Below are 25,410 nucleotides of genomic sequence, written 5' to 3' on the forward strand. Positions count from 1 at the left end.
GTGGCACCGGCGGCGGCAGGTCGGGGGATGGGACAGGGGGGCTTGCGGGGGCGGGCGCGGCGGTCATGCTGGGGATTGTCACGCACTGTGAGCAAATGTTGTGTAGGTGCCCGCGCCAACGCAACAGCCGGCAGGCGCCTGCCGCGCAAATGCAACGCAATTGCCTCGCTATTCGCGCGATGGGGGCGACGCCGGGCCGCTAGCATGGCTGCATGCAAGTTGAACCATTGCCTGGCGGCCAGCCGCAGGGCCCCTCCGAACGACGACTGCCCGCCGGGCAGTCCGGCATGGCCGCACCCACGCAGGGCAATGCCCGCGCCCGGCCCGTCGTGCACCGTGTGGTCGTGCCGCTGCTGGCCGTGGCCTCGCTGCTGGCCGCGGGCTGCTCGTCGCTCGACGTGCCGCGGGCCGACAACTACCCGGCATCGAACCAGAAGAAGGCACGTGCCGTGCACCACTGGGACGTGCTGGCTGACGACGTGGCCACGCGCATCTCCGACAAGATCCGCAACTGGCCGGCGGGAGAGCACCCGATCTACGTGTCCGCCTCGGGCGACACCAGCTTCAACAATGGCTTTCGCAAGCTGCTGATCACCCGGCTGCTGGACCGCGGCGTGGTGCTCACCAACCAGCCCTCGGCCGTGACCCTGGCGTTCGAGACCCAACTGGTGCAGCACCCGGGCCGTGTCTCCAACAGCCTGCCCATGCCCCTGACCCGGCTGGCCCTGGGCGTGGGCGTGGCGCGCGACTGGGTCCACCGCGCGCCCAGCGCCACCTCCATCGTCGCCGGGATGACCGCGATCGGGGCCCTGGCCGATGCCGCGCAGTACACCACCGACGGCCCCGCCGCGGGCGGCCCGACGCGCACCGAGGTGCTCATCACGACCTCGCTGGAAAGCGGCGACCGCTACCTGGCGCGCACCTCCGACGTGTACTACATCGAACAGGACGACGCCGTGCTCTACCAAGTGCAGCAGCCGCCACCTCCGCCGCCCCCGCCGCCACCGCCGACCCCGGTCAAGACCTGGCAGGTGGTGAGCCCGCCGATGATGGTGGTGGCGCCATGATGCGGCGCAGCCTGTTGCGCGCCGCCGGGGCGCTGCTGCCGGTGCTGGCCCTGTCGGGCTGCGCCTCCTACTACTACGGCGACAAGGCCGGTGGCAGTGGTGGCGGGCTCATGGACCTGATCACCCCCACGACCATCGAGCGCAACCACCGCGCAGCCGATGCGCTGCTGTTGCAGGCGCCGCTGGACCCGCAGCACGCCGTGCTGGTGGCCACGCTGGTGAATGTGGACCGCCTGAACGAGTCCTCGCGCCTGGGGCGCATTTTTTCCGAGCAAATCGGCTCGCGCCTGGTGCAGCGCGGCCTGCGCGTGACCGAGCTCAAGCTGCGCGAGAACGTGGCCATGCAGCGCGGCACCGGCGAGTTGCTGCTCTCGCGCGAGGTGCGCGAGGTGAGCCGCGCGCACGATGCGCAGGCCGTGGTGGTGGGCACCTACGCCGTCTCGACCACCACGCTGTTCATCAGCCTCAAGATCGTGAACCCGGTGGGCAACACCGTGGTGGCGGCGCACGACTATGCGATGCCCGTCGACGAGAACGTGCGTTCGCTGCTGGCCGCGCGGTAGATCGCGCGCCAGGAAACCTTCCTCCAGCAAAAAGCCCCGCACGGCACGGCCGGCGGGGCTTTGGTATTTGTGGGCGGCCCGGCATCGCCGGGCAGCGGGTCAGTGCAACATCAGGGCGCCAGCGTTCTTGCTCTTGCCGGCGCGGGCGGGCGGGTTGCACAGGCCGCAGGTGTAGTGGCGGTTTTCGTAGAGCTCGGTCACGAAGTGGCCCTTGCAGTCGGCGCACTGGGTGCGGGTGAGCATGCCGGCGTCCACGAACTTCACCAGGCGCCAGGCGCGGGTGAAGGACAGCAGGGGTTCGATCTCGGCGGTGGTGACCTGCTCGTTGTACAGGCGGTAGGCCTTGGTCAGCAGTTCCACCGAGTCCAGGTCCACGCCCTTGGACAGGTATTCGTAGATGTTCAGGAACAGCGAGCTGTGGATGTTTTCCTGCCAGGTCAGGAACCAGTCGGTCGAGAAGGGCAGTTGGCCCTTGGATGGCGACTTGCCGGCGATCTCCTTGTACAGGCGGATCAGGCGTTCATACGACAGCGTGGTTTCCGACTCCAGCACCTGCATGCGGGCGCCCATGCCGATCAGCATCGCAGCGCGTTCGATCTGCTTGGATTCGTTGAGTACGCTCTTGGCTGGGGCTTTGGCGGCGGCAGTCGTGGTCATGGCAGGCTTTCGAAGGAGGCGGTGAACAAGCGGGGCGGGCTGCAGGGAGGCGCGGTGCTCAGAGCACTTCCGACACGCGGCTGGCCATCAGGATGTTGGCGTGCAGGGTGTTGGTGGCTTCGTTGCCCACCTTCTTGGCCGTGTGGTTGGTCAGCAAGCTCCAGACCAGGTTGTCGTCCACGCGGAAGCTGCAAAGAAGCGTGTTTCTGGAGGCCAGTTTCAGCACTTGGGCGGCCGACAGCGATGCCAGAATATCGGCAGCGTCTTCGTTCATGCCCAGGCGGAACACTGCTTCTGCCTTGTCGTGGCGAATCAGGTTCTGCGCCAGCATCAGGTAGGTCAGGTTGGCTTCGCGGATCTCGGCGAGCAGTTGTTCGTTGGTCATGGCGGTGGTTCCTTTGTTCCAGTTCCGGGGCTTCGCCTTGCCATGCTGTTTGCATGTTTTGCGTGATCCGGTGAAATGGATTGTGAAACCAGGCCAATCAAAAATTAAGTCGGCGTTGCTCTGTGCAGCGTGTCTGGTTCAGGGGTAGTCCGTGTAGGAATTTGCCTTACAGACGCCGAAGGTCCGGTACTACCCCACAGAGCGCCACGGCCTGCTGCCGCAAGGCGCTCAGGCCGCCAGCAACCGGCTCAGCCGCGTTCCACCGGGCGTGAAGAATCGCTCACCCATTCGCTCCAGCTGCCGGCAAAAAGCGCGGTTTTCCCGAGCCCGGCGACCTCCATGGCGATCAGATTGGGCAGGGCGCTCACGCCGCTGCCGCACTGGTGCACCACGCTGGCCGGATCGCGCCCCTGCAGCAGGGTGTCGAACTCGGCGCGCAGCACGGCGGCGGGCTTGAACTTGCCGTCAGGGCCGATGTTGTCCACGAAGGGGCGGTTCAGGGCGCCGGGAATGTGGCCGGCCACCGGGTCCAGCGGCTCCACCTCGCCGCGGTAGCGCGGGGCGGCGCGCGCATCCACCACCGTCTGGCCGGGCTGCTGCAGGTGGGCCAGCACGTCGCTGGCCGTGGCCAGGCGGCGCAGGGGTTCCTTGAGTTCGAAGTTGGACTGGAAGTGCGCGGGCTCTTCACCGCTGGCGACTGCACCGCCCGCGGCCTGCCAGGCCTGCAGGCCGCCGTCGAGCACGGCCACGGCGTCGTGCCCGGCCCACTTGAGCATCCACCACAGGCGGCCACAGTAGTTGGCGCCCTGGCGGTCGTACACCACGGCCTGCATACCGTTGGCAAAGCCCACGCTGGACAGCCAGATCGCAAAGCGTTCGCGGCTGGGCAGCGGGTGGCGGCCGCCCGATGCGGGCTTGTCCGCCTCCTGGGCGGTGACCACGGCGCCCGATGCGCCGGGCACGCCGTGCTTGGCGCTCAGGTTCTCGTTCAGGTCCGCATACACCGCGCCGGGGATATGGGCCTGGGCGTATTGCTGCGCACCGGCGGTGGACTGCGTCAGGTCGAAGCTGCAGTCGAACACCATCAGGGGGGTGCCGCTGGCGGCCAGCGATTGCAGTTCGGTAGCGGAGATCAGGGTGGTGTAGGTCATGGCAGCGGGACGGTTGAGAGCTGAGCCCTGCATTGTGTCAATGGTCGGCGTTCACAAACGTATCAATTGTTCACGCCTTTGATTGCTGTGGGGCGCCATGCGCAGCCCACATCGCGTGAAACTGGCAGGGCCAATGCCAGTGCCCCCGTGCAAGGGCCGCCCCGCCGCACCGGGGGCGTCCCCCTCCCGACTCGCGCAGCGAGACGAGAGAGGGGCTGAGGGCCGCGGCTCCGAGCCTGCTTGCGCAGGCTTGGACGTGCCCGAAGAGCGGCCGTCTTTGGCGGACGCACGGAGGCGCGAAGCGACTCAGGGGGTGCTTCATGTCAATGTTCTTCCGCGGGGGTTCCAGGGGCGGCGCGGGCGCGCAGCACGGTGGCCGCGATGCCGCTGCCCACGATGAGCACCATGCCGGCCCAGGCGATGGGCGGCAGCACGTCGCCGAACAGCGTCACGCTGTAGATGGCGGCGAAGACGATGCCCGAATACTGCAGGTTGGCCACCACCAGGGTGCCGCGCTGTGTCTTGGCGCTGGCATAGGCCTTGGTCATGCACAGCTGGCCGCCGGCGGCCAGGATGCCGATGGGCAGCAGCCACAGGGCCTGCCAGCCCGGCCACGCCGAGGTGCCGGTGAACAGCAGGGCCACGCCGCCGGCCACTGCCGAGCCCAGCGCGAAATAGAACACCGTGCGCGACTCGGGCTCGCCCAGGCGCGACAGGGCCACCACCTGCATGTAGGCAAACGCGGCCGACAGGCCCGACATCAGCCCGATCATGCCGGCGAAGGCCTGGTTCTGGTCCAGGCTGGGACGCAGCATCATCACCACGCCGACGAAGCCGGTGAGCACGGTGACGATCAGCGTGCCCTGCAGTGCCGGGCGCGGCGTGGCGGCCGAGGGGCGCCAGGCCAGCAGCGTGCCGCCGACCAGGAAGGCGGCGATCCACACGCTGCTCATGTAGTTCAGGGTCATGGCCGTGGCCAGCGGCAGGTGGGCGATGGCATAGAACCAGGCCCCCAGCGAGACCACGCCCACCGAGCTGCGCCAGGCGTGCATGCCCGGGTAGGCGGTGCCCAGCGAGACCTTCTGCGAGCGTGCCAGCAGCCACAGGATGCCCATGCCGATGAGGCCCCGGTAGCAGACCAGCTCGGCCGCGTTGAAATGGGCCGAGGCGATCTTCACGCACACCCCCATGCTCGCAAAGAGGAACGCGGCCAACACCATCCAGAGGGCTTGCATGGGGAAATCAGGACTCGAAAATGAAAATAGCTGCCGTGCTTGGAACGCAAGCACTGGCAGCTATTGTAATGAGAGCATTCCGGCTGAACCCGAATACTCGGGGAGGTTTGCGACGCTGTTCAGCGCTTCGGTACAGCCTCGCCCATCGCAGCCCTGTACCACTCGTGGAAATGCTGCATGCCATCTTCCATCGGGCTCTGGTAAGGACCCACTTCGTTGTCGCCGCGTGCCAGCAGGGCCTTGCGGCCGGCGTCCATGCGCTCGCCGATCTCGTCGTCCTCGATGCAGGTCTCCATGTAGGCGGCCTTCTGCGCTTCGACGAACTCGCGCTCGAAGGCGGCGATCTCCTCGGGGTAGTAGAACTCCACCATGTTCAGCGTCTTCGTCGGGCTGATGGGGTGCAGCGTGGACACGGTGAGCACGTGCGGGTACCACTCCACCATGATGTGCGGGTACAGCGTGAGCCAGATGGCGCCGTGCTTGGGCGGCTTGCCCTGGCGGTAGGCCAGCAGGGCCTCGTGCCAGCGCTCGTACACGGGGCTGCCGGCCTTGCCCAGGCGGTTGGCCACGCCCACGGTCTGCACCGAGTAGTTCTTGCCGAACTCCCAGCGCAGGTCGTCGCAGGTCACGAAGCTGCCCAGGCCCGGGTGGAAGGGGCCGACGTGGTAGTCCTCGAGGTAGACCTCGATGAAGGTCTTCCAGTTGTAGTTGCACTCGTGCAATTCCACATGGTCGAGCACGTAGCCCTCGAAGTCGAGGTCGGCGCGCGGGCCCATGGCATCGAGATCGGCGGCCACGTCATAGCCGTTGTCCTCGAACAAAAGGCCGTTCCACTCGCGCAGGGGGTAGTTGTTGAGGTTCAGGCAAGGGTCGTCGGCAAAGTGCGGCGCACCCAGCAGTTCACCCTTGGCGTTGTAGGTCCAGCGGTGCAGCGGGCACACGATGTTGCCGCCCGCGCTGCCCTTTTGCTGGGTGTGCAGCGAGCCGCGGCCCTTGAGCATCACGGCCTGGCGGTGGCGGCAGACGTTGGAGACGAGCTCCACCCCGCCCTGGGCATTGCGCACCAGGGCACGGCCCCCGGCCTCGTGGGGCAGGGTGTGGTAGTCGCCCGCATGGGGCACGGCCAATTGGTGCCCCACATAGCGGGGCCCGCGCTGGAAGATGGTGTCCAGCTCGCGCTGGAACAGCGCTGGGTCAAAGTAGCTTGAAACTGGTAGTTGGCTTGCGGCCTGCTGCAGTTGAAGACTTAAATCAGACATGGGTGACCTGACCTAAAGACTCCCCACAGGGAGGTGTGCCAGGGGGCACATCTGGAGGAAAAAAAGAAACCGGCGCATAGGCCGGCTGGACGAGAATGGGATTATAGCCAATGGGGTTATTCCGCCGCCCCATTCCCGCACCCCCCCTGCGTGTATTGGCAAGCGGGCTGCGGCCCGCGCCCGGATGGGGCAGGCAGGGGTTCGGCCGGCCCGCGCCCTGGCGGGGTGGTTGCGGCCGGGCGGTCGCCGTCCGGACCGGCTGCGCCCGCCAAACCGGGGACCTGTGGGCAGGGGCGCCATGCGCTGGGCCTAAAATCAGCGGTTTTTCCATTCGCGGTGCTTGTCCACCGCCTCCACCCATGCCCAAGGCCCCTGCCACCGCCGCGCCCCCTGCAGAACCCGCCAGCTATGAAGCGGCGCTGGAAGAGCTGGAGCAACTTGTGGGCCGGATCGAGTCGGGCCAGTTGCCCCTGGACCAGATGCTCGCGGGCTACCAGCGTGGCGCCGCGCTGCTGGCCTTCTGCCGCAAGCGCCTGGACGCCGTGCAGGACCAGATCAAGGTGCTGGACGAAGGCGGCCTGCACGCCTGGACGCCCGAATGAGCGCGGCGCCCGTGGTGAATTCCCCCATCGACCTGGCTTCCTGGAGCCAGCGCCACCTCTCCCGCGTCGAGGAAGCCCTGTCCCGCTGGGTGGGCGAGGGCGCGCCCGCCGGCCTCGGTGAGGCCATGCGCTATGCGGTGCTCGACGGCGGCAAGCGCCTGCGCCCGCTGCTGGTGCTGGCGGCCGAGGAGGCGGTGTGCAGCGGTGCCGACATCGCGGCTTCGGCGCATGCCGTGTCCGATGGGGCGGCGCTGCGCGCCGCCTGTGCCGTCGAGCTGATCCATGCCTATTCCCTGGTGCACGACGACATGCCGTGCATGGACAACGACGTGCTGCGCCGGGGCAAGCCCACGGTGCACGTGCAGTTCGGCGAGGCCCAGGCTCTCCTGGCCGGCGATGCGCTGCAGGCCTTTGCCTTTGAACTGCTCACGCCCGACGACGGCAGCGTGCCCGCCGCGATGCAGGCCACCCTGTGCCGTCTGCTGGCGCGCGCGGCCGGCTCGGCCGGCATGGCCGGCGGCCAGGCCATCGACCTGGCCAGCGTGGGCCTGGCCCTGACCGAGGACCAGTTGCGCCACATGCACCGCCTGAAGACCGGCGCACTGCTGCAGGGCAGCGTGATGATGGGCGTGGCCTGTGGCCCGGCGGACGCGCGGGCGCACGAAGCCCTGTCCGACTACGGCGCCGTGATGGGCCTGGCCTTCCAGGTGGTGGACGACATCCTCGACGTGGTGGCCGATTCCGCCACGCTGGGCAAGACCGCCGGCAAGGATGCCGCGAGCGACAAGCCGACCTATGTGTCCCTGCTCGGCCTGGCACCCGCGCAGGCCTATGCCCGCGAGCTGCAGGTGCAGGCCCACGCCGCCCTGGCGCGCAGCGGCCTGGCCGACACCCGCGCTCTGGCCGCCCTCGCCGACATGGTGGTGGACAGGACGCATTGATGGCTCTGGCAAGGCTCTCCCGGCCCATTGGTACGATGCATGAAGACGCAGGCGCCCGCTGGCGCATGGCGCTTGCCTCGTGAGCACTGATCGACTCCAAAAAGAATAGCAAATGTCCACGACCTCCTATCCCCTGCTGCAGACCGTGAACGACCCGGCGGACCTGCGCGCCATGCCGCGGGCCGACCTCAAGGCCCTGGCCACCGAGCTGCGCGCCTTCGTGCTCGAAAGCGTGTCGCAGACGGGCGGGCACCTGAGCTCCAACCTGGGCACGGTGGAGCTCACCGTGGCCCTGCACCATGTGTTCAACACGCCCGAGGACCGGCTGGTGTGGGACGTGGGCCACCAGACCTACCCGCACAAGATCCTGACCGGCCGGCGCGACCGCATGAACACGCTGCGCCAGATGGGCGGCATCTCGGGCTTTCCGCAGCGCGCCGAGAGCCCCTACGACACCTTCGGCACGGCGCATTCGAGCACCAGCATCTCGGCCGCGCTGGGCATGGCGCTGGCCGCCAAGGTCAAGGGCGAGAACCGCCATGCCGTGGCCATCATCGGCGACGGCGCGATGACGGCCGGCATGGCCTTCGAGGCGCTGAACAACGGCGGCGTGGCCGATGCCAACCTGCTGGTTGTGCTCAACGACAACGACATGAGCATCAGCCCGCCCGTGGGTGCGCTCAACCGCTACCTGGCCCAGCTCATGAGCGGCCAGTTCTACGCGGCCGCCAAGAACGTGGGCAAGACCGTGCTGCGCCCGGTGCCACCGCTGCTGGAGCTGGCCAAGCGCTTCGAGCAGCAGGCCAAGGGCATGGTCGTGCCGGCCACGCTGTTCGAGAAATTCGGCTTCAACTACATCGGGCCCATTGACGGGCACGACCTCGACTCGCTGATCCCCACGCTTGAGAACATCAAGAGCCTCAAGGGCCCGCAGTTCCTGCACGTGGTCACCAAGAAGGGCCAGGGCTACAAGCTGGCCGAGGCCGACCCCGTGGCCTACCACGGCCCCGGCAAGTTCGACCCGGCCGTGGGCCTGGTCAAGGGCACGGCCAGCCCCAAGCAGACCTTCACCCAGGTCTTCGGCCAGTGGCTGTGCGACATGGGGGCGCACGACCAGCGCCTGGTGGGCATCACCCCGGCCATGCGCGAAGGCTCGGGCATGGTGGAGTTCGAAAAGCGCTTTCCCGAGCGCTACTACGATGTGGGCATTGCCGAGCAGCATGCCGTCACCTTCGCGGCCGGCATGGCCTGCGAGGGCCTCAAGCCCGTGGTGGCGATCTACTCGACCTTCCTGCAGCGCGGCTACGACCAGCTGATCCACGACGTGGCGCTGCAGAACCTGCCCGTGGTGTTCGCGCTCGACCGTGCGGGCCTGGTGGGGGCCGATGGCGCCACGCATGCGGGCGCCTACGACATTCCCTTCGTGCGCTGCATCCCCAACATGAGCATGGCCTGCCCGGCCGATGAGCGCGAGTGCCGCCAGTTGCTGTCCACCGCCTTCGAGCAGGACCACCCCGTGGCCGTGCGCTACCCGCGTGGCAGCGGGGCCGGCGTGGCGCCGCTGGCCGGGCTGGAAGGCCTGCCCTTCGGCAAGGGCGAGATCCGCCGCGAGCGCAAGGCCGCTGCTGGCGAGGCCGGTCCGCGCATCGCCATCCTGGCCTTCGGCACCCTGCTGTACCCTGCGCTCGAGGCGGGCGAGGCCCTGGATGCCACCGTGGCCAACATGCGCTGGGCCAAGCCCGTCGACGTGGAACTGCTGCGCGATGTGGCCGAGCGCCACGACGTGCTGGTCACGGTGGAAGAAGGCGCCACCATGGGCGGTGCCGGCAGTGCCGTGACCGAGGCGCTGAACGCGGCCGGCATCGTGCGCCCGGTGCTGCAGCTGGGCCTGCCCGACGCGTTCATCGAGCATGGCGACCCGGCCAAGCTGCTGTCGCTGCAGGGGCTCGATGCCGCGGGCATCGAGCGTGCGGTGCGGGCCCGGTTCCTCGGCTGAGTCGGCTTCTCCGGCGCGGCTTCGCGGCGCGCAGGGGCTGTCGAAAACCCGCACAGCACCCTGGCGGGGCTCCTCCTACAATGCAGGCGCGCTGCATTGATCTGCACGCGCGCCCCTGCGCAGCACGCATCGCTGCCGCATCCACCCCCCGCGGAAACAGGAGAGAAGTCGTATGCATCGCCGTTCGCTCATCAAGCACACCGGCCTGGCGGGTGTACTGGCCTCTGGCGTCGCGCCGGCCGTGCATGCCCAGGCCACGCTGCGGTGGCGCATTGCATCGAGCTTTCCCCGCACCTCGGACAACATCTTTGGTGGCGCCCAGGTGTTTGCCAAGGCGGTGCGCACCCTGTCCAATGGCAAGTTCGAGATTTCCGTGCACCCCGGTGGCGAGCTGATGCCGCCCTTTGACGTGGTGGATGGCGTGCAGAGCGGCACGGTGGAGATGTGCCATGCCGTGCCCTACTACTTCTACAGCAAGAACCCGGCGTTTGCGCTCGGTTGTGCCGTGCCCTTCGGCTTCAATGCGCGCCAGATGAGTGCCTGGATGCTGCACGGCAACGGGCGCCGGCTCATGAACGAGTTCTATGCCGGCTTCAACATGGTGAGCTTTGCCTGCGGCAACACCGGCACGCAGATGGGCGGCTGGTTCCTGCGCGAGGTCAAGACCCCGGCGGACTTCAAGGGCCTCAAGATCCGCGTGGGCGGCGGCCTGGTGGCCGAGGTCATGCAGCGGCTGGGTGCCATTCCCCAGAGCCTGCCGGGCGGCGAGATCTACCAGGCCCTGCAAAAGGGCAGCATCGATGCGGCCGAATGGATCGGGCCCTACGACGACCAGAAGCTGGGCTTCAACAAGGTGGCGCCGTTCTACTATTACCCTGGCTGGTGGGAGGGCGGGCCCGAGGTGGACCTGTTCGTGAACAAGAAGGCCTACGACGCCCTCACGCCCGACTACCGCTTCATCATCGAAGCCGCGGCCTCCTATGCGCATGCCGACATGCTGGCCCGCTACGATGCGCTCAACCCCAACGCGCTCAAGCAGCTGGTGGCTGCCAAGACCAAGGTGCTGCCGTACTCGCAGGTCATCCTGGACGCCGCGTTCCGTGCATCGATGGAGGCCTTTGCGCACAACGATGCCAGAAGCCCCGAGTGGAAGAAGATCTACGCCGACATGCGCAACTTCCAGCGTGACCAGATCCTCTGGTTCCGCTTTGCCGAGGCGCGCTACGACACGTTCATGTCGGCACAGAAGATCTGAAACGCCCTGAGTCGCTTCGCGCCATGCCCCCAAGGGGGAAGCAGCCCTCGGTGCGCGGCGGCCCTTCCTCGGCTGCCCTGGCTTGGGCGCGCCAGTTTCCAGCACCGTCAGCGGATGCTTGCAGAACCCTGAAGCCCTCGCGCAGGGGGCGGGCTTTCACGGGAAAACCCGCAAATCCACGGGGGGGCATGTTCCTACAATCAATCGGGCTAGAAGGTCCTTGGCCGCGGGCGACCCGCCTGCATGCCAGGGTGTGCAATCACAAGTATTCGGAGAGAACTCATGGATCGTCGTTCAATCATCAAGCATGCCGGTATTGCCGGTGTCCTCGCCGCCGGTGTCGCACCGGCCGTGCATGCGCAGGCTGCCGTGCGCTGGCGCCTGGCATCGAGCTTCCCCAAGCCCCTGGACACCATCTACGGCGGTGCCGAAGTGTTTGCCAACGCGGTCAAGGCCATGTCCGGCGGCAAGTTCGAAATCTCCGTGCATGCCGGCGGCGAGCTGATGCCCGCCTTCGGCGTGGTGGACGGCGTGCAGCAAGGCTCCGTGGAAGCCTGCCACACCGTGCCTTACTACTTCTACGGCAAGAACCCCGCGTTCGCCATCGGCTCGGCCATTCCCTTCGGCATGAACGCACGCCAGATGAATGCCTGGATGATGCACGGCAATGGCCGCAAGCTGATGGACGAGTTCTATGCCGGCTACGGCATGCTGAGCTTTGCCGGTGGCAACACGGGCACCCAGATGGGTGGCTGGTTCCGCAAGGAAATCAAGTCGGTCGCCGACCTCAAGGGCCTGAAGATGCGCCTGGGTGGCGGTCTGGTCGGTGACGTGATGACCAAGATGGGCGTGGTGCCCCAGAGCCTTCCTGGCGGCGAAATCTACCAGGCGCTCGAAAAGGGCACCATCGACGCCGCCGAGTGGGTGGGTCCTTACGACGACCAGAAGCTGGGCTTCAACAAGGTCGCGCCCCACTACTACTACCCCGGCTGGTGGGAAGGCGGTCCTGAAGTGGACTTCTACATCAACAAGAAGGCCTTCGACGCACTCACGCCCGAAAACAAGGCCATCGTGGCTGCCGCATCGGCACAGGCTGCATCCGACATGCTGGCCAAGTACGACGCCCGCAACCCCGTGGCCTTGAAGCAGCTGATCGGCGCCAAGATCAAGCTCCTGCCCTTCACCAAGGACGTGCTCGACGCCTCGTTCAAGGCATCGCAAGAGGTGTACGCCGAGAACGACGCCAAGAGCCCCGAGTGGAAGAAGATCTTTGCCGACTTCCGCGCCTTCCAGCGCGACCAGGTGGCATGGTTCCGCGTGGCCGAAAGCCGTTTCGACAGCTACATGCAGACCGTCAAGCTCTGATACGGTCCCGGCCTGTCATTGCTGCCAAAAACCGCGCCTCGGCGCGGTTTTTTTATGCGCCATTTTCATGCGGCATGTACGGCAGGCTGGCCGCCCAGAAGACGCCTGCCGACGCGCTGACGGCCGCGCCCAGCGCGCACACCCCGCTCCAGCCCCAGGCTGCAAAGACGGCGGGGGAGGCTGCGGCACCGAGCCCGCTGCCCGCGACATAGAACAGCATGTAGCAGCCCACCAGCCGTCCATGCAGGCCCGCGTCGCCGCGCAGGACGAGGGCCTGGTTGGTCACGTGGATGGCCTGGCCGCCCAGGTCCAGTGCCACCACGCCCAGCACCAGCCACCCCAGTGAATGCGGCATGAGCCACAGCGGCAGCCAGGCCGCGAGCAGCAGCGCCAGCGCGCCTGCGGTGGCACGCTGGGCCAGGCCCCGGTCGGCCCAGCGCCCGGCACGCGTGGCGGCCAGCGCCCCGAGGGCCCCCACCAGGCCGAAGGCGCCGATGGCCGTGTGCGACAGCGCATGGGGCGCCCCGCGCAAGGGCAGCACCATGGCGCTCCAGAAGATGCTGAAGGCCGCGAACATCAGCAGGGCGAGCGTGCCGCGGATCTGCAGCACCCGGTCGGTGCGCAGCAGGGTCAGCATGGAGCCGACCAGGGCCGGGTAGGCGAGCCCGCCTGCGGACGACGGCGCGGGAGGCAGCGCGCGCCAGAGCAGGGCCATGAGGGCCAGCATGGCCAGCGCCGCGGCGGTGTAGACCCCGCGCCAGCCCACCAGGTCGGCCAGCAGGCCTGACGCCACCCGCGCCAGCAGCAGGCCGATGACCACGCCGCCCTGGGCGGCACCTACTACGTGGCCCCGCTCCTGCGGCGCCGCGGCGGTGGCCGCGAAGGCGATCAGCCCCTGGGTCATGGCCGTGCCCAACAGGCCCAGGCACAGCATGCCCGCCAGCAAGGCTGCGGCAGAGGTGGCCGCGGCCGTGCCGAACAGCGCTGCGACCAGGGCGGCGCACTGCCACAGCATCAGGCGCCGCCGGTCCATGCGGTCACCAAGGGATACCAGCAGCACCAGGGCCAGGGCGCAGCCCGCCTGTGTGGCCGCCACCACCGCGCCGATGGCGGCAGGGCGGATCCCGAAGTCGGCCGCCAGCGCATCGAGCAGGGGCTGGGCGTAGTAGACATTGGCGACACAGAGCCCGCTGGCGCAGGCGAACAGCGCCACCAGGACACGGGGCATGGTGGCCGCTGTGGACAGGGGTTGGGGCATGGATCAAGCAATCTAGTTTCAAATAAAGACCAGTTTGATTCTAGGCAAACCAGTCTTAAAATGAAACCTGTTCTCGCAAAAACACCCCTGCGGGCAGTGCCATCACCGAGGAGTCACCATGTCCCAGCGCAAGCATGCCGTCGCCGAAACCTGTCCCGTGGCGCGTTCGGTCGACCTGGTCGGCGACCGCTGGAGCCTGCTGATCGTGCGCGACGCCTTCGACGGAACGCGCCGTTTCGGTGACTTCCAGCGCGGCCTCGGCGTGGCCCGCAGCATCCTGGCCGAACGCCTGCGCAGATTGGTAGAAGAGGGCATCCTGGCCGTGCAGCCGGCATCCGACGGCACCTCCTACCAGGAGTACGTGCTCACGCCCCGCGGCGAGCAGCTGTTTGCGGTGGTGGTGGCCCTGCGCCAGTGGGGTGAGCAGCAGCTCTTCCAGCCGGGCGAGGCCCGTTCGCAGCTGCTGGAGCGGGCCACGGGGCAGGAGCTTGCTCCCATGCAGCCGCGCGGCGCCGATGGCCAGGTGCTCGGCGCCTGGCAGGCGGTGGTGCGCAAACCTACCGCCCCATGAAAAAACCGCGCCAGGGCGCGGTTTCGAGGGGATGGGGGAGGAGCTCAGAAGCTGCGGAAGGCCTTGAGCTCGGCGCTGACGCGCTCGAACTCCTGGATCAGCGCGGGCGTGGCGCCGTAGAACACGGTGAACTTGCCGGCCAGCGTGCGCACGTACAGGCGCGGTGCGATCAGCCAGCCCAGGCCGCGCACGCGGATCAGCTTGGCGTAGGCCAGGTCGTCGAAGGGCAGGGCCTTGTCCCAGACCCAGCGCTGGTGCAGGCCGTCCTTGCTGATGCGCGTGCGGCTGACCATGATGCTCCACCAGGTCCAGGCCATGAGCACCAGGCCGGCGATGAACCAGCCCGCGCCGTTGCTCACCCCCGTGCTGGAACCCAGGGCGCCGCGCGACCACAGCTGGGCGAACCAGAGGGCGCAGCCGCCCACGATCACCGTGGCCAATGCCCGGAAGGTCGGCGAGAACGCCGAGCCTGCCACCTCGCCCCCTTCGGGGGTGAAGCGAAAGGGCTCCGGCATGGACATGGGGGTCTGGTTCAGCATGGACAGGGCTGCCACTTGCGTTCTCACTGCTTGGCGTCGGAGCCCGCAGGCGCCGCGGCAGCCGGTGCGGCATCCGAGGCCGCCGGAGCGGGGTCACCGAACGGGTTCTCACCCGCGCCCGAGGAGTTGGAGTCGGAGTTCATCAGGTCGTCGGCGGGCACCTCGATCTGCACCTTGTCGGTGTCGATGACCTCGGCCTTGGGCAGGAACATGGTCACCGTCTGGGGCACGAAGATCACGATGGTCACCAGCAGCAGCTGCATGATCACCCAGGGGATGGCGCCCATGTAGATGTCGCTCGACAGGATGGGCTTGGGAATGCGCCCCTCCTTGAACAGGGTGTTGGAGATGCCGCGCAGGTAGAACAGCGCGAAGCCGAAGGGCGGGTGCATGAAGCTGGTCTGCATGTTCACGCACAGCAGCACGCCAAACCAGATCAGGTCGATGCCGAGCTTGTCGGCCACCGGGCCGAGCATGGGCAGGATGATGAAGGCGATCTCGAAGAAGTCGAGGAAGAACGCCAGGAAGAAGATGAACAGGTTCACCGCGATCAGGAAGCCGATCTGCCCGCCGGGCAGGCCCGACAGCATGTGCTCGACCCACTTGGCGCCGTCCACGCCCTGGAACACCATCGAGAACACGCGCGCACCGATCAGGATGAACACCACCATGGCCGTCAGGCGCATGGTGCCCTGCATGGCCTCCCACATCAGGGCCCAGGTCAGGCGCTTGTGGATGGCGGCCAGGATCATGGCGCCCACCACGCCCATGGCGCCGGCTTCGGTCGGTGTGGCGATGGCGGTGTCGATGCCCGGCAGGCCGCCCATGGAACCCAGCACGGCGAAGATCAGCAGCGCCGAGGGAATGATGCCGCGCAGGCACTTGAGCCACAGCTTGGCGCCGGACATGGTGCGCGCTTCCTTCGGGATGCCGGGGATGTAGTGGGGCTTGAACACGCCCAACATGAAGGTGTAGCCCGCGAAGATCAGCACCTGCAGGATGGAGGGGCCCCAGGCGCCGCGGTACATGTCGCCCACCGAGCGGCCGAGCTGGTCGGCCATGACGATCAGCACCAGCGAGGGCGGCACCAGCTGGGTGATGGTGCCCGAGGCGGCCAGCACGCCGGTGGCGTAGCGCATGTTGTAGCCATAGCGCACCATCACGGGCAGCGAGATCAGGGCCATGGCGATCACCTGGCCGGCCACGGTGCCGGTGATGGCGCCGAGGATGAAGCCCACGATGATGACCGAGTAGCCCAGGCCGCCGCGCACGGTGCCGAACAGCTGGCCCATGGAGTCGAGCATGTCCTCCGCCAGGCCGCACTTCTCGAGGATGGCGCCCATGAAGGTGAAGAACGGGATGGCGAGCAGCAGCTCGTTGCTCAGGATGCCGAAGATGTTGATCGGCAGGTTGGACATGAAGACGGCCGGGAACCAGCCCATCTCGATGGCGAAGAAGCCCGAGGCCAGCCCGAGGGCGGCCAGGGAGAAGGCGACGGGGAAGCCGATCAGCATCACCAGCACCAGCCCCGCGAACATGATCGGGGCAAAGTTTTCCATATGCATTTTGTTGTTCCTGAGTATCCGGGAATGGGGGCGCAGTCGGTGCGCTAGCGGGCGGGGCGGGCCGGCGGGCTGCGCAGGGAGGACTGCTGTGTCACGATGGGGTGTTCATCGGCCCTGGTTATTGCACCGGCTTTTCATAGTGGGTGTTCATCTGGTAGATGCCTTGCAGATGGGCCACCCGCTTGACGATCTCGGAGACACCCTGCAGGAACATCAGGCCAAAGCCCACCGGCAGCAGCAGCAGCGCGGGCCAGCGGATCAGGCCGCCCGAGTTGCCCGACATCTCGCCCGAAACGAAGCCACGCAGGAAGAAGGGCCAGCTCAGGTAGGCGATCAGGCCCATGGCCGGCAGCAGGAACAGCGCCAGGCCCATGATGTCCACGTAGACCTGCTTGTTGCCGCGCAGCTTGCCGTAGATGATGTCCACGCGCACATGCTCGTTCATGTACAGCACGAAGGGTGCGCCCATCATCACCGTGGCGGCGAACAGGTACCACTGGATCTCCAGCCAGGCGTTGGAGCTGTAGTCCAGGCCGTAGCGGACGAAGGCATTGCCCGCCGAGATCATGGCCGCCGCAAGCACGGTCCATGTTGCCACCTTGCTGAGCTGGCTGGAGATCCAGTCCATGCCCAAAGCCAATTTGAGAAGTGCTGACACCTTGTGTCTCCTGGGGTTTTGAAAAGAGCGCAGACGCACCCGAAGCGCTGCCGGGTGTCTGAAAGTAACGCGGATGGTACCCCCTGGGCGCTGAAGAAAGCCTGACGCGCGGGGATAGGGTTTTCCTCAGGCTCCCCCCACCGGCCCCGTGCCAGCGCGGGCCTTGCCGCCTGGGCGCCCGGCTTTGCGGCGTCAGGTCCGTGCAGGCTTGGGCCGGGCAAACTGCCACCAGGGCAGCACGGCGCTCATGGACAGCACCTCGCCGCAGTGCATGGGCGCATAGCCGGGCAGGGCCGCCATCTGCGCCTGCCAGGCCGTGGTCTGCAGCAGGTCGCGCAGCGCCTGGGTGGCCGGCTGCTCCAGCGTGGATTTGAGGCAGGCCAGGTGGTAGCGCTCCTGCGCCAGGGGCACGAAGCCCAGGCCCCGGGCGTGGGCCGCCAGCTCGATGCCCATGCCCACGTCGGCCGCGCCGGCCGCCACCGCCTGGGCCACGGCCGTGTGCGAGGGTTCGTGGCGCTCATAGCCCTGCAGGTCGCCAGGGCCGAGACCCGCTTGCGCCAGCAGGTCGTCCAGCAGCACGCGCGTGCCGGTGCCCAGGGGCCGGTTCACGAAGCGCACGCCCGGGCGGGCCACGTCGGCCAGCGTCTGCAGGCCCAGTGGGTTGCCGCGCGCGACGATCAGCCCCTGGGTGCGCTGGGCAAACCCGATGATCTTGTGGCGCCCCGGTCGCAGCAGCGGCTTGTAGGTGCGGGCGGCCAGCGAATCGGCGGCGGGTGTCTCCCGCGTATGGAAGCCGGCAATCGTGCACCGGCCTTCGTTGAGCGCGCGGATCGCGTCCACGCTGCCGGTGAAGCGGATGTCCAGATGCAGCGCGCCGGTTTCGCCCGGCGTGGCCGCATAGGCACGCAGCGCCGCCAGCGCATCGTCATGGCTGGCATACATGGTCAGCACATGCGCCTGGTCGTCGAAGGCCACGGCGAAGGCCCGCTCCAGGTCGGCATGCAGGGCGGCGATCTGCGGCGCCAGCCGGGCCTGGGCCTGGCGTTCGGCCCACAGCAGCTTGGCGCCGAACTCGCTGAGCTGCGCGGACTGCCCCTTGCCCCAGATGATCAATTCACCGCCCAGCTGCTCCTCCCAGCGCTTGAGGGCGCCCCAGACATGGCGGTAGGACAGCTTCAGCGCACGCGCCGCGCCGGAGATGGAGCCCTGTTCGGCCACCGCCTGCAGCAGTTCGGGCAGGGGGTTGCGGATCTGGGTGTCGCCCGCATCGCGGCTGAGCGTGTAGTGAAGTTGGACCTTATGCACGGCCGTTCATATCGCTGGAGAAGAAGGAGGTCCATACGATAGCCCAAGCATGTCCACCCTGACGCAAAGCGCCATCACCGCCCTCGAACTGACCTTGTCAGGGGACCCGGCGCTGTGGACCATCGTCGGCCGCTCCCTGTCGGTCAGCGCCACGGCCTGTGCGCTGGCCTGCGCCGCGGGCCTGGTGCTCGGGGCCTGGCTGGGCGTGGCCCGGTTCGCCGGCCGGGGGGCGGTGCTGGCGGTGCTCAACACCCTGCTCGCCGTGCCCTCGGTGGTGGTGGGGCTGGTGGTCTACCTGCTGCTGTCGCGCAGCGGCCCGTTCGGTGCGCTGGGCTGGCTGTTCAGCTTCAAGGCCATGGTGCTGGCCCAGACCATCCTGGTGCTGCCGGTGGTCACCGCGCTCACGCGCCAGGTGGTGGAAGACGCCGAGCGCGCCCATGGCGAGCAGCTGCGTTCGCTGGGAGCCGGCCCGCTGCTGCGCAGCCTGCTGCTGGCCTGGGACGAGCGCTATGCGCTGCTCACGGTGCTGATCGCCGCGTTCGGCCGCGCCATCTCCGAAGTCGGCGCGGTGATGGTCGTGGGCGGCAACATCGATGGCTTCACCCGCGTCATGACCACGGCCATCGCCCTCGAGACCAGCAAGGGCGACCTGCCGCTGGCGCTGGCGCTGGGCCTGGTGCTGCTGGGCGTGGTGCTGGCCCTGAACGTGCTGATCGCGCTGCTGCGCCGCTGGCGCGAGCGGGTCGATGGCGGTGCCTCCGACGTCCTGGCGGGGGTGGCGGCATGAGGCATCCCGAGCCCCAGCCCGTGGCCATGCCGCCCGTCCTGTCCCCGCTGATCGAATTGCAGGGCGTGGCCGTGCGCTACGGCCGTGTGCAGGCGCTGGCCGACATCGACCTGCGCATTGCCCCGGGTGAGCGCGTGGCCCTGGTGGGGGCCAACGGCAGCGGCAAGAGCACCCTGTTGCGCGTGCTGCACGGCCTGGTGCCGCCCAGTGCCGGCCAGGTGCGGTGCGACGCGGCGCAGCGCCAGGCCATGCTGTTCCAGCGCCCGCACATGCTGCGCACCAGTGCCCAGAACAATGTGGCGCTGGCGCTGTGGCTGCGCGGCACGCGCTGGCGCGAGGCCCGGGCCCAGGCCCTGGCAGCGCTGCAGCGCGTGGGGCTCGAGGCCATTGCCGCGCAGAACGCGCGCACCCTGTCGGGCGGCCAGCAGCAGCGCGTGGCGCTGGCGCGCGCCTGGGGCCTGCGGCCCGGCGTGCTGCTGCTCGATGAGCCCACGGCCAGCCTGGACCCGCATGCCAAGCGCGAGGTCGAGGGCCTGATGGCCGACCTGGCAGGCAGCGCGGTGCAGCCGGACGGAAGCACCCAGGCGGTGACCATGCTGTTCAGCAGCCACAACCTGGGCCAGGTCAAGCGCCTGGCCAGCCGCGTGGTCTACCTGGAGCAGGGCCGCATCGTGGCCGCCCTGCCGGTGCACGACTTTTTCAACGGCCCCCTGCCGGAGGCCGCGCGTTTGTTCGTCAAAGGAGAAATAGGATGAGACAACCCACGATGGCCCGCCGCCACCTGCTCTTGGTTCCCTCTGCGGTCGCACTGGCCCTGGCCCTGTCGCATGGCGCGGCATTTGCGCAGGCCACGATCACCATGGCATCGACCACCTCCACCGAGCAGTCGGGCCTGTTCGGCCACCTGCTGCCGGAGTTCAAGAAAGCCAGTGGCATCGACATCAAGGTGGTGGCCCTGGGCACCGGCCAGGCGCTGGACATGGCGCGCCGCGGCGATGCCGACGTGCTCTTCGTGCACGACCAGGTGGCCGAGGAGAAGTTCGTGGCCGATGGCTGGGGCGTCAAGCGCTACCCGGTGATGTACAACGACTTCATCCTCGTGGGCCCCAAGGCCGACCCGGCGGGTACGCAGGGCAAGGACATCGTCGAGGCCCTGAAGAAGCTGGCGGCCGGCAGCGCCCCGTTCATCTCGCGTGGTGACAAGAGCGGCACACACGCCGCCGAGCTGCGCTACTGGAAGCTCGCGGGCGCCGAGGCGGCCAAGGGCGGCGGCTACAAGGAATGCGGCTGCGGCATGGGCCCGGCGCTGAACATCGCTGCCTCCAGCGGCGCCTACGTGCTGGCCGACCGGGGCACCTGGCTCAACTTCAAGAACCGCGCCGACATGGTGGTGCTGGTCGAGGGCGACACGCGCCTGTTCAACCAGTACGGGGTGATGGTGGTCAACCCGGCCAAGCACCCGCAGATCAAGGTGCAGGACGCCCAGAAGTTCGTGGACTGGGTGGTCTCGCCCGGTGGGCAGGCCAGCATCGCCGCCTACAAGATCGGCGGCGAGCAGCTGTTCTTCCCCAACGCCGGCAAGTAGGGGTGGGCCCGCGCCATGCACCGCTGGATGCCCAGGGCCCTGGCGGCGGGGGCCATGCTGGCCATGGCGGGCTGCGCTAGCCCGCCGGCCGAGCCGGCCGCTGCGCCCGCGGCGCTGCAGGTCTATGCTGCCGGCAGCCTGCGCGAGGTGTTCACCGAGGTGGCCGCCGCGCACCAGGCGCGCACGGGCCAGCCGGTGGAACTGAGCTTCGGCGCATCGGGACTGCTGCGCGAGCGCATCGAGCAGGGTGCGCCGGCCCAGGTGTTCGCGTCGGCGGATACGCAGCACCCGGCACGCCTGGCGGCCCGGGGCGGCTGGCAGGCGCCCGTGGTGTTCGTGCGCAACGGCCTGTGCGCCCTGGCCGCCGAGCAGGTCCGCACCACCCCCGCGACCCTGCTGGCCACCCTGCTGCGGCCCGATATCCGGCTGGGTACTTCCACGCCGCTCGCCGACCCCTCGGGCGACTATGCCTGGGAGCTGTTCCGCCGTGCCGAGGCGGTGCAACCGGGGGCCTTCGCGGTGCTGGAGGCCAAGGCATTGCAGCTCACCGGCGGTGCCAGCTCGCCCAAGCCACCCGCCGGGCGCGGCACCTATGCCTGGGTCATGGAGCAGGGGCAGGCCGATGTCTTCCTGACCTACTGCACCAACGCCATTGCCAGCCAGCGGGAGCTGCCGCGCCTGCAGGTGGTACAGGTGCCGCCCGCGCTGCAGGTGGGCGCCGCCTACGGCGTGTCGGTGCGTTCGGGGGCTCCGCCTGCAGCGCATGCATTCGTGCGCGCACTGCTCTCGGAATCCGCCCAGGCGGTGTTCAAGCGGATGGGCTTTGCGGCGCCCTGACCGGTGTTCAGAATTCCAGAGAAGGCTTGGCCACCATGAGGTAGAACACCACCACCATGGCCACGAAGGCCGGGTAGCCCAGCGCCTCCCACCAGCGGGCGTAGCGCCAGTAGGTGGGGGGCAGGGCGTCGCTGCCGGCGTCGGCCGCCTGCTGGGCCAGTGCGCGCATGCGCAGCTGCAGCCACACCACGGGCAGCCAGCACAGGCCGGCCAGCACGTACAGCGCGAGCGAGACGGCGAGCCAGGGCGTGGACAGGGGCAGGCCTGCCATGTGCGCCATGGCCAGCCCCGTGGCGGGCTGGATGAACACCGTGGGCGTGGTGAACCACCAGTCCGCCCGCACCACCAGCCGCGCCACCACGGCCTGGGCCTGCAGGTTGCCGCTGCGGTTGGCAAAGAACATGTAGTAGGCCGAGCCCAGGCCCGTGCCCACCAGCAGCACGCTGGAGACGATGTGGATCCACTTGAGGGTCAGGTACAGGCTCATGGTCGGGGGTCGTCGCGCAGCAGCACCACCAGGATGGCGGCGATGGGCAGGTTCTTGGTCAGCGGGCCGAAGGGGTGCAGCCACCACCCGGGCTCGATGGCGGTGGCCAGCAGCGTCATCACCCCCATCAGCAGCAGCGCAGCGGCATAGGCCACGCGGCCGGGCCACAGAGCGATCCACAGGCCCACCACGGCGTCGGCGGCGGCGCCGGCCAGCACCAGGGCGGTGACGACCTGTGGGCTGTTGAAGGGCAGGGTGGCCAGCAGCTGGCGGCTTTGGCCGTCGAGCTCCCAGACGCTGACGACCGCCGTGGCGAGCCAGACGAAGACCAGGCTGTAGCGCAGCAGGCGGCGGTGGGCGTCGCTCATGGTGCTGGGGCCTCTTCTTCCACCACGTCCGTCACCATGCCCCATTTCGTGAACTCGGGCGCAAAGGCCGCCAGCGGCAGCAGGCTGGTGCAGGTGTGGGCGCCGACCGGAAGGACGGCATGGTCTCGCGCGAGCTGGCGCGCCAGCAGGATGGCGGCCATGCAGGGGATCTCGGGGCCGTGGTCGTTGTCGGCGGCGATGTGCCAGGCGCGGCGCCGCGGTGCGCCCTGTGCATCGGCACCGGCCACGCGCACCACCATGCCGCCCAGCGGCGTGCCAAGGAAGTCGAAGACCCCGCCCGTGCGGTGCATGAGCCCGGCCAGGCGCTCGGGGCGCCGCAGCACGCCCCAGGCGCGCAGCGCGGCGATGGCAGCGAAGGCGCGCTGGGCCAGACCCACTTCGAGTGCGGCGCGAAAGTCCACCCGCTGCGTGACGCGGTAATGGGCCGGCAGCAGCTCCAGGTCGGGGATGTCGCAGACCGCCGCCCGGCGCGGGCGCAGGCGCTGGAACCGCACCAGGGTGGGCGCCGCCCAGCCGAGCCGGTTCTGCCAGCGGCCGTCCTCCCACACGGGGATGGCCTCGCCGCAGTAGCTGAGCACGGCTGCCAGGGTGGCCTGGCCGCGCGGCGCGCGCTGGGCCGGGGCGATGCAGATGTCGATGCTGTCGATGCGCTGCCAGCCGGCGCACAGCTGGTCCACCACCGCCGAGGACAGGGCCGGCACCGTGCTGGCGCCGCAGACCGCCGTGCGCCCCGCCGCCGTGAACCGGGCGTTCAGGGCCGCCGGGAAGTCGCAGACGAAGCGGCGCCCGTCGGCCAGGTCGATGTAGTGCGCACCGGCTTCGGCGGCCGCCTCGGCCACCGCATAGCCCTGCGCCTGGAACGGCCCCGCCGTGTGGACCACCAGGCCCACGCCGAGCGCCTTCAAGGTCTGCGCCAGGCCGGGCGCGCTGTGGTCCAGCGCGACGCCCTGGGCACCCGGGCCCAGCGTGGCTGCCAGGGCCTGGGCCTGGGCGGCGCTGCGGCCGGCCACCAGCAGGTGGATGCTCGGGTCGCCGGCCAGTGCGCGGCAGACGCGGGCGCCGAAGTTGCCATAGCCCCCAAGCACCAGGGTGGTCAGTGCAGCAGTGCTCATCGGCGGGCCCCTTGGGGCTGCTGCATCCAGGCGGCAGCCGCCGCAGGGGAGGCGTGGGGTTCGGGGGATTCCGGGGAGTCGGTCGTGCCCGCCTGGGCCCGCAGTGTGGCCAGGTGCTGGGGCCACTGGGCCTGGTTCCAGCAGGGCACGTCGGCAGCCGGCATGGGCCTGCAAAAGACATAGCCCTGGATGGTGGGCAGGCCACAGGCCGCCAGGGTCTGCAGCTCGGCCGGGGTCTCGACCCCTTCCACCACCACCGACAGGCCGAACTCGCTGGCCAGCGCGCCCACGTGCCGCAGCAGCGACTGGCGCCGAGGGTCCTGGGCCAGCTGGCGCATGAACAGGCGGTCGCACTTGATGCCGGCAATCGGCAGGTCGGCCAGCATGCCCAGCGAGGAGTACCCGGCGCCGAAGTCGTCCATCAGCACGCCCACGCCGATGGCCTGCAGTCGGCGGATGGATTCGAGCATGCGCGGGCCGCTGGCGATCAGTGCGTGCTCGGTCAGCTCCAGCTTGAGGGCGCTGCCGGGCAGGGCACGGCGCGCGAGCTCGGCCTGCAGCCAGTGCGCGAAATCCTCTTCGAGCAGGGTGGCCGGTGCCACGTTCACGCTGAACTTCGCCGCCGCCATGCCAGCGCTGCGCCATTGGCAGGCCCAGGCCATGGCGTTGGTCAGGATCAACCGGTCCACCAGGGGCGTCTTGCCCTGCAGTTCGCAGACCAGCAGGAAGGCCTCGGGATGGATGGGCCCCAGGAGCTCGCTGCGCACCCGCAGCAGCGCCTCGAACTGCACCTCGCCGCTGTCCAGGTCGGCAATCGGCTGGAAGTGCAGGACCAGTTGCTCGGGCAGCAGCAGCTGCGGCAGCTGGTCCGCGATCAGCGACAGCTGGATGTCTCCCTCGGGCGCCTGCACTTCGTAGCTGGAGGTGCGCATCAGCGACAGGCCGCGGCGCAGCAGCTGCTGGCGCGCCTGGTCGAAGCGCATGTTGCTCAGCTGCTCGGTGGCGATGGCCATGCCGAACAGCAGCACGATCACCAGCAGCGCCACCCCGTCGGTGGGCGCGGCGCTGTCGGGCCATTCCAGGGGAAAGGTGTTCACCAGCAGCCAGTGCAGCACCAGGATGGCGGCGCCGGCCAGGAGCTTGTCCTGCCATTTCTGGGGAATGTAGATGCGCGTCAGGGCCTTCATCTTGGCCGCGCGGTGGCGTATGGAGGTGTAGGCGGCGATGCCGATGGCCGTGGCCAGGGCCAGCACGACGGCCAGACCGTTCACCCGCGCATAGCTCGATACGTAGTCTTCGGAGATGGTGAAGTGTGCGGCCAGCATGCCCAGCGACAGCCCGGTCCCGGCCAGCAGGATGCGTGCCTTGCTGGTGCTGGTGCTCAGCGTGGGGACCGTCAGCCGCGCGCTCAGCGCCATGATGACCAGCCCCGTGAGCGCGGGCACCAGGCCCAGCATGTGGCCGGCCAGCTCGGCATACATGAGCATGCCCACCACGTCCAGCGCCCACACGACGCAGCCGATGCACAGGGCGGCATGGGATGCGCTGATGCGCCGGCTCGACGGGTCGATGGCAAAGGCCGTGTGCTCCACGAGCCGCTGGCACACGTGCACGACCAGCGAGGCGAAGATCCAGAACAGCAGGCTGTGCAGCAGCGGCGGAAAGCCCACCGCGAACACCTGCGTGGCGTCATGCCCGATTGAAAACATCCTGACCCTTCCCCCCAAAATCTTGTGCAGTCATCATACGACCTGCCCATGTCGGGGAGGCTGGACCCAGGAACTGGGCCGCCATTTCAGCGCTCCATGGCGCTGCACGCCATGCCCGAGCCGCGAAACTGG

General features: G+C 68.7%; 26 protein-coding genes. 12 read left to right on the forward strand and 14 right to left on the reverse strand.

Going from position 1 to position 25,410, the window contains the following annotated elements:
* Positions 1–287 precede the first annotated feature (287 nt).
* Together PMI14_RS09815 and PMI14_RS09820 are read left to right on the forward strand one after the other, a co-directional pair.
* Positions 288–1,067: a hypothetical protein gene (locus PMI14_RS09815; protein ID WP_007853383.1), complete on the forward strand. Its 780-nt coding sequence runs from the start codon at positions 288–290 to the stop codon at positions 1,065–1,067.
* On the forward strand, positions 1,064–1,630 hold the full coding sequence (locus PMI14_RS09820) for a FlgO family outer membrane protein (RefSeq protein ID WP_007853386.1): 567 nt from the start codon (positions 1,064–1,066) through the stop codon (positions 1,628–1,630). The genes PMI14_RS09815 and PMI14_RS09820 overlap by 4 nt, the downstream gene beginning before the upstream one ends.
* Before the next feature lie 99 nt (positions 1,631–1,729).
* Here PMI14_RS09820 and flhC read toward each other — a convergent pair whose 3' ends face one another.
* The 5 genes from flhC to PMI14_RS09845 all read right to left on the reverse strand — a co-directional run bounded on the left by flhC (position 1,730) and on the right by PMI14_RS09845 (position 6,317).
* The gene (gene flhC, locus PMI14_RS09825) at positions 1,730–2,287 is read right to left on the reverse strand and encodes a flagellar transcriptional regulator FlhC (protein WP_007853388.1); all 558 of its coding nucleotides are present in this window, start codon (positions 2,285–2,287) and stop codon (positions 1,730–1,732) included.
* A 58-nt stretch (positions 2,288–2,345) separates the two neighbouring features.
* Positions 2,346–2,672: a flagellar transcriptional regulator FlhD gene (gene flhD / locus PMI14_RS09830; RefSeq protein ID WP_007853391.1), complete on the reverse strand. Its 327-nt coding sequence runs from the start codon at positions 2,670–2,672 to the stop codon at positions 2,346–2,348.
* A gap of 248 nt (positions 2,673–2,920) precedes the next feature.
* Positions 2,921–3,823 (reverse strand): sulfurtransferase, encoded by a 903-nt coding sequence (locus tag PMI14_RS09835; RefSeq protein WP_007853393.1) that lies wholly within the window; start codon positions 3,821–3,823, stop codon positions 2,921–2,923.
* 323 nt (positions 3,824–4,146) lie between these two features.
* On the reverse strand, positions 4,147–5,058 hold the full coding sequence (locus PMI14_RS09840) for a DMT family transporter (RefSeq protein WP_007853396.1): 912 nt from the start codon (positions 5,056–5,058) through the stop codon (positions 4,147–4,149).
* A gap of 119 nt (positions 5,059–5,177) precedes the next feature.
* Entirely contained in the window at positions 5,178–6,317 is a 1,140-nt protein-coding gene (locus PMI14_RS09845) for an aromatic ring-hydroxylating dioxygenase subunit alpha (RefSeq protein ID WP_007853398.1), read from the reverse strand.
* Positions 6,318–6,676: 359 nt separating this feature from the next.
* Between PMI14_RS09845 and xseB the strand changes: the two genes are divergently transcribed.
* The 5 genes from xseB (at position 6,677) to PMI14_RS09870 (ending at position 12,476) form a co-directional block, all read left to right on the forward strand.
* On the forward strand, positions 6,677–6,919 hold the full coding sequence (gene xseB / locus PMI14_RS09850; protein ID WP_007853400.1) for an exodeoxyribonuclease VII small subunit: 243 nt from the start codon (positions 6,677–6,679) through the stop codon (positions 6,917–6,919).
* On the forward strand, positions 6,916–7,860 hold the full coding sequence (locus PMI14_RS09855) for a polyprenyl synthetase family protein (RefSeq protein ID WP_007853401.1): 945 nt from the start codon (positions 6,916–6,918) through the stop codon (positions 7,858–7,860). The genes xseB and PMI14_RS09855 overlap by 4 nt, the downstream gene beginning before the upstream one ends.
* A gap of 112 nt (positions 7,861–7,972) precedes the next feature.
* Positions 7,973–9,856: a 1-deoxy-D-xylulose-5-phosphate synthase gene (gene dxs / locus PMI14_RS09860; protein WP_007853402.1), complete on the forward strand. Its 1,884-nt coding sequence runs from the start codon at positions 7,973–7,975 to the stop codon at positions 9,854–9,856.
* Between the two features lie 172 nt (positions 9,857–10,028).
* A complete protein-coding gene (locus PMI14_RS09865; protein ID WP_007853405.1) occupies positions 10,029–11,111 on the forward strand; it encodes a TRAP transporter substrate-binding protein in 1,083 nt (360 codons plus the stop codon).
* A gap of 282 nt (positions 11,112–11,393) precedes the next feature.
* Complete coding sequence (locus PMI14_RS09870) at positions 11,394–12,476, forward strand: TRAP transporter substrate-binding protein (RefSeq protein ID WP_007853407.1); 1,083 nt, start codon at positions 11,394–11,396, stop codon at positions 12,474–12,476.
* A gap of 52 nt (positions 12,477–12,528) precedes the next feature.
* Here the strand turns inward: PMI14_RS09870 and PMI14_RS09875 are convergent, their stop codons facing one another.
* Complete coding sequence (locus PMI14_RS09875; protein ID WP_007853409.1) at positions 12,529–13,734, reverse strand: MFS transporter; 1,206 nt, start codon at positions 13,732–13,734, stop codon at positions 12,529–12,531.
* A gap of 118 nt (positions 13,735–13,852) precedes the next feature.
* Here PMI14_RS09875 and PMI14_RS09880 point away from each other — a divergent pair, with 118 nt between their 5' ends.
* Complete coding sequence (locus PMI14_RS09880) at positions 13,853–14,305, forward strand: helix-turn-helix domain-containing protein (RefSeq protein ID WP_007853411.1); 453 nt, start codon at positions 13,853–13,855, stop codon at positions 14,303–14,305.
* Between the two features lie 44 nt (positions 14,306–14,349).
* Here the strand turns inward: PMI14_RS09880 and PMI14_RS09885 are convergent, their stop codons facing one another.
* The 4 genes from PMI14_RS09885 to PMI14_RS09900 form a co-directional block, all read right to left on the reverse strand.
* Positions 14,350–14,844 carry a hypothetical protein gene (locus PMI14_RS09885; RefSeq protein ID WP_007853414.1) on the reverse strand — a complete coding sequence of 165 codons (495 nt, stop codon included), beginning with the start codon at positions 14,842–14,844 and terminating at the stop codon, positions 14,350–14,352.
* Between the two features lie 23 nt (positions 14,845–14,867).
* Positions 14,868–16,409 (reverse strand): TRAP transporter large permease subunit, encoded by a 1,542-nt coding sequence (locus tag PMI14_RS09890; RefSeq protein WP_007853416.1) that lies wholly within the window; start codon positions 16,407–16,409, stop codon positions 14,868–14,870.
* Between the two features lie 118 nt (positions 16,410–16,527).
* Complete coding sequence (locus tag PMI14_RS09895; protein ID WP_007853420.1) at positions 16,528–17,067, reverse strand: TRAP transporter small permease subunit; 540 nt, start codon at positions 17,065–17,067, stop codon at positions 16,528–16,530.
* A 192-nt stretch (positions 17,068–17,259) separates the two neighbouring features.
* A complete protein-coding gene (locus PMI14_RS09900; RefSeq protein WP_007853424.1) occupies positions 17,260–18,372 on the reverse strand; it encodes a substrate-binding domain-containing protein in 1,113 nt (370 codons plus the stop codon).
* A gap of 49 nt (positions 18,373–18,421) precedes the next feature.
* On the opposite strand from PMI14_RS09900, the gene PMI14_RS09905 reads away from it, so the two are divergent.
* The 4 genes from PMI14_RS09905 to PMI14_RS09920 are packed head-to-tail and all read left to right on the forward strand — an operon-like array spanning position 18,422 to position 21,581.
* Positions 18,422–19,159 (forward strand): ABC transporter permease, encoded by a 738-nt coding sequence (locus tag PMI14_RS09905; RefSeq protein ID WP_007853426.1) that lies wholly within the window; start codon positions 18,422–18,424, stop codon positions 19,157–19,159.
* 38 nt (positions 19,160–19,197) lie between these two features.
* Positions 19,198–19,914, forward strand: a complete 717-nt coding sequence (locus PMI14_RS09910) for a phosphate ABC transporter ATP-binding protein (protein WP_193353619.1) — start codon at positions 19,198–19,200, stop codon at positions 19,912–19,914.
* On the forward strand, positions 19,911–20,744 hold the full coding sequence (locus tag PMI14_RS09915; protein ID WP_007853433.1) for an extracellular solute-binding protein: 834 nt from the start codon (positions 19,911–19,913) through the stop codon (positions 20,742–20,744). The genes PMI14_RS09910 and PMI14_RS09915 overlap by 4 nt, the downstream gene beginning before the upstream one ends.
* A gap of 15 nt (positions 20,745–20,759) precedes the next feature.
* Positions 20,760–21,581, forward strand: a complete 822-nt coding sequence (locus PMI14_RS09920; RefSeq protein ID WP_007853437.1) for a molybdate ABC transporter substrate-binding protein — start codon at positions 20,760–20,762, stop codon at positions 21,579–21,581.
* A 7-nt stretch (positions 21,582–21,588) separates the two neighbouring features.
* Here the strand turns inward: PMI14_RS09920 and PMI14_RS09925 are convergent, their stop codons facing one another.
* The 4 genes from PMI14_RS09925 to PMI14_RS09940 are packed head-to-tail and all read right to left on the reverse strand — an operon-like array spanning position 21,589 to position 25,278.
* A complete protein-coding gene (locus PMI14_RS09925) occupies positions 21,589–22,068 on the reverse strand; it encodes a DUF2269 domain-containing protein (protein ID WP_007853439.1) in 480 nt (159 codons plus the stop codon).
* On the reverse strand, positions 22,065–22,436 hold the full coding sequence (locus PMI14_RS09930; RefSeq protein ID WP_007853442.1) for a DoxX-like family protein: 372 nt from the start codon (positions 22,434–22,436) through the stop codon (positions 22,065–22,067). Before PMI14_RS09930 ends, PMI14_RS09925 begins: the two co-directional genes overlap by 4 nt.
* Complete coding sequence (locus PMI14_RS09935; RefSeq protein ID WP_007853444.1) at positions 22,433–23,569, reverse strand: saccharopine dehydrogenase NADP-binding domain-containing protein; 1,137 nt, start codon at positions 23,567–23,569, stop codon at positions 22,433–22,435. Before PMI14_RS09935 ends, PMI14_RS09930 begins: the two co-directional genes overlap by 4 nt.
* Positions 23,566–25,278 (reverse strand): EAL domain-containing protein, encoded by a 1,713-nt coding sequence (locus PMI14_RS09940; RefSeq protein ID WP_007853446.1) that lies wholly within the window; start codon positions 25,276–25,278, stop codon positions 23,566–23,568. The genes PMI14_RS09935 and PMI14_RS09940 overlap by 4 nt, the downstream gene beginning before the upstream one ends.
* Positions 25,279–25,410: the final 132 nt, after the last annotated feature.

The sequence above is a fragment of the Acidovorax sp. CF316 genome (genome assembly GCF_000276605.1).
Lineage (GTDB): Bacteria > Pseudomonadota > Gammaproteobacteria > Burkholderiales > Burkholderiaceae_C > Acidovorax.

Coding starts and splice junctions, on each gene's coding strand:
- PMI14_RS09875 (WP_007853409.1), bottom strand. CDS start 13,734: ATGCCCCAACCCCTGTCCACAGCGGCCACCATGCCCCGTGTCCTGGTG.
- PMI14_RS09845 (WP_007853398.1), bottom strand. CDS start 6,317: ATGTCTGATTTAAGTCTTCAACTGCAGCAGGCCGCAAGCCAACTACCA.
- flhD (WP_007853391.1), bottom strand. CDS start 2,672: ATGACCAACGAACAACTGCTCGCCGAGATCCGCGAAGCCAACCTGACC.
- PMI14_RS09870 (WP_007853407.1), top strand. CDS start 11,394: ATGGATCGTCGTTCAATCATCAAGCATGCCGGTATTGCCGGTGTCCTC.
- PMI14_RS09930 (WP_007853442.1), bottom strand. CDS start 22,436: ATGAGCGACGCCCACCGCCGCCTGCTGCGCTACAGCCTGGTCTTCGTC.
- PMI14_RS09840 (WP_007853396.1), bottom strand. CDS start 5,058: ATGCAAGCCCTCTGGATGGTGTTGGCCGCGTTCCTCTTTGCGAGCATG.
- PMI14_RS09925 (WP_007853439.1), bottom strand. CDS start 22,068: ATGAGCCTGTACCTGACCCTCAAGTGGATCCACATCGTCTCCAGCGTG.
- xseB (WP_007853400.1), top strand. CDS start 6,677: ATGCCCAAGGCCCCTGCCACCGCCGCGCCCCCTGCAGAACCCGCCAGC.
- dxs (WP_007853402.1), top strand. CDS start 7,973: ATGTCCACGACCTCCTATCCCCTGCTGCAGACCGTGAACGACCCGGCG.
- PMI14_RS09915 (WP_007853433.1), top strand. CDS start 19,911: ATGAGACAACCCACGATGGCCCGCCGCCACCTGCTCTTGGTTCCCTCT.
- PMI14_RS09920 (WP_007853437.1), top strand. CDS start 20,760: ATGCACCGCTGGATGCCCAGGGCCCTGGCGGCGGGGGCCATGCTGGCC.
- PMI14_RS09865 (WP_007853405.1), top strand. CDS start 10,029: ATGCATCGCCGTTCGCTCATCAAGCACACCGGCCTGGCGGGTGTACTG.
- PMI14_RS09890 (WP_007853416.1), bottom strand. CDS start 16,409: ATGCATATGGAAAACTTTGCCCCGATCATGTTCGCGGGGCTGGTGCTG.
- PMI14_RS09855 (WP_007853401.1), top strand. CDS start 6,916: ATGAGCGCGGCGCCCGTGGTGAATTCCCCCATCGACCTGGCTTCCTGG.
- flhC (WP_007853388.1), bottom strand. CDS start 2,287: ATGACCACGACTGCCGCCGCCAAAGCCCCAGCCAAGAGCGTACTCAAC.
- PMI14_RS09835 (WP_007853393.1), bottom strand. CDS start 3,823: ATGACCTACACCACCCTGATCTCCGCTACCGAACTGCAATCGCTGGCC.
- PMI14_RS09885 (WP_007853414.1), bottom strand. CDS start 14,844: ATGCTGAACCAGACCCCCATGTCCATGCCGGAGCCCTTTCGCTTCACC.
- PMI14_RS09815 (WP_007853383.1), top strand. CDS start 288: ATGGCCGCACCCACGCAGGGCAATGCCCGCGCCCGGCCCGTCGTGCAC.
- PMI14_RS09905 (WP_007853426.1), top strand. CDS start 18,422: ATGTCCACCCTGACGCAAAGCGCCATCACCGCCCTCGAACTGACCTTG.
- PMI14_RS09940 (WP_007853446.1), bottom strand. CDS start 25,278: ATGTTTTCAATCGGGCATGACGCCACGCAGGTGTTCGCGGTGGGCTTT.
- PMI14_RS09880 (WP_007853411.1), top strand. CDS start 13,853: ATGTCCCAGCGCAAGCATGCCGTCGCCGAAACCTGTCCCGTGGCGCGT.
- PMI14_RS09820 (WP_007853386.1), top strand. CDS start 1,064: ATGATGCGGCGCAGCCTGTTGCGCGCCGCCGGGGCGCTGCTGCCGGTG.
- PMI14_RS09935 (WP_007853444.1), bottom strand. CDS start 23,569: ATGAGCACTGCTGCACTGACCACCCTGGTGCTTGGGGGCTATGGCAAC.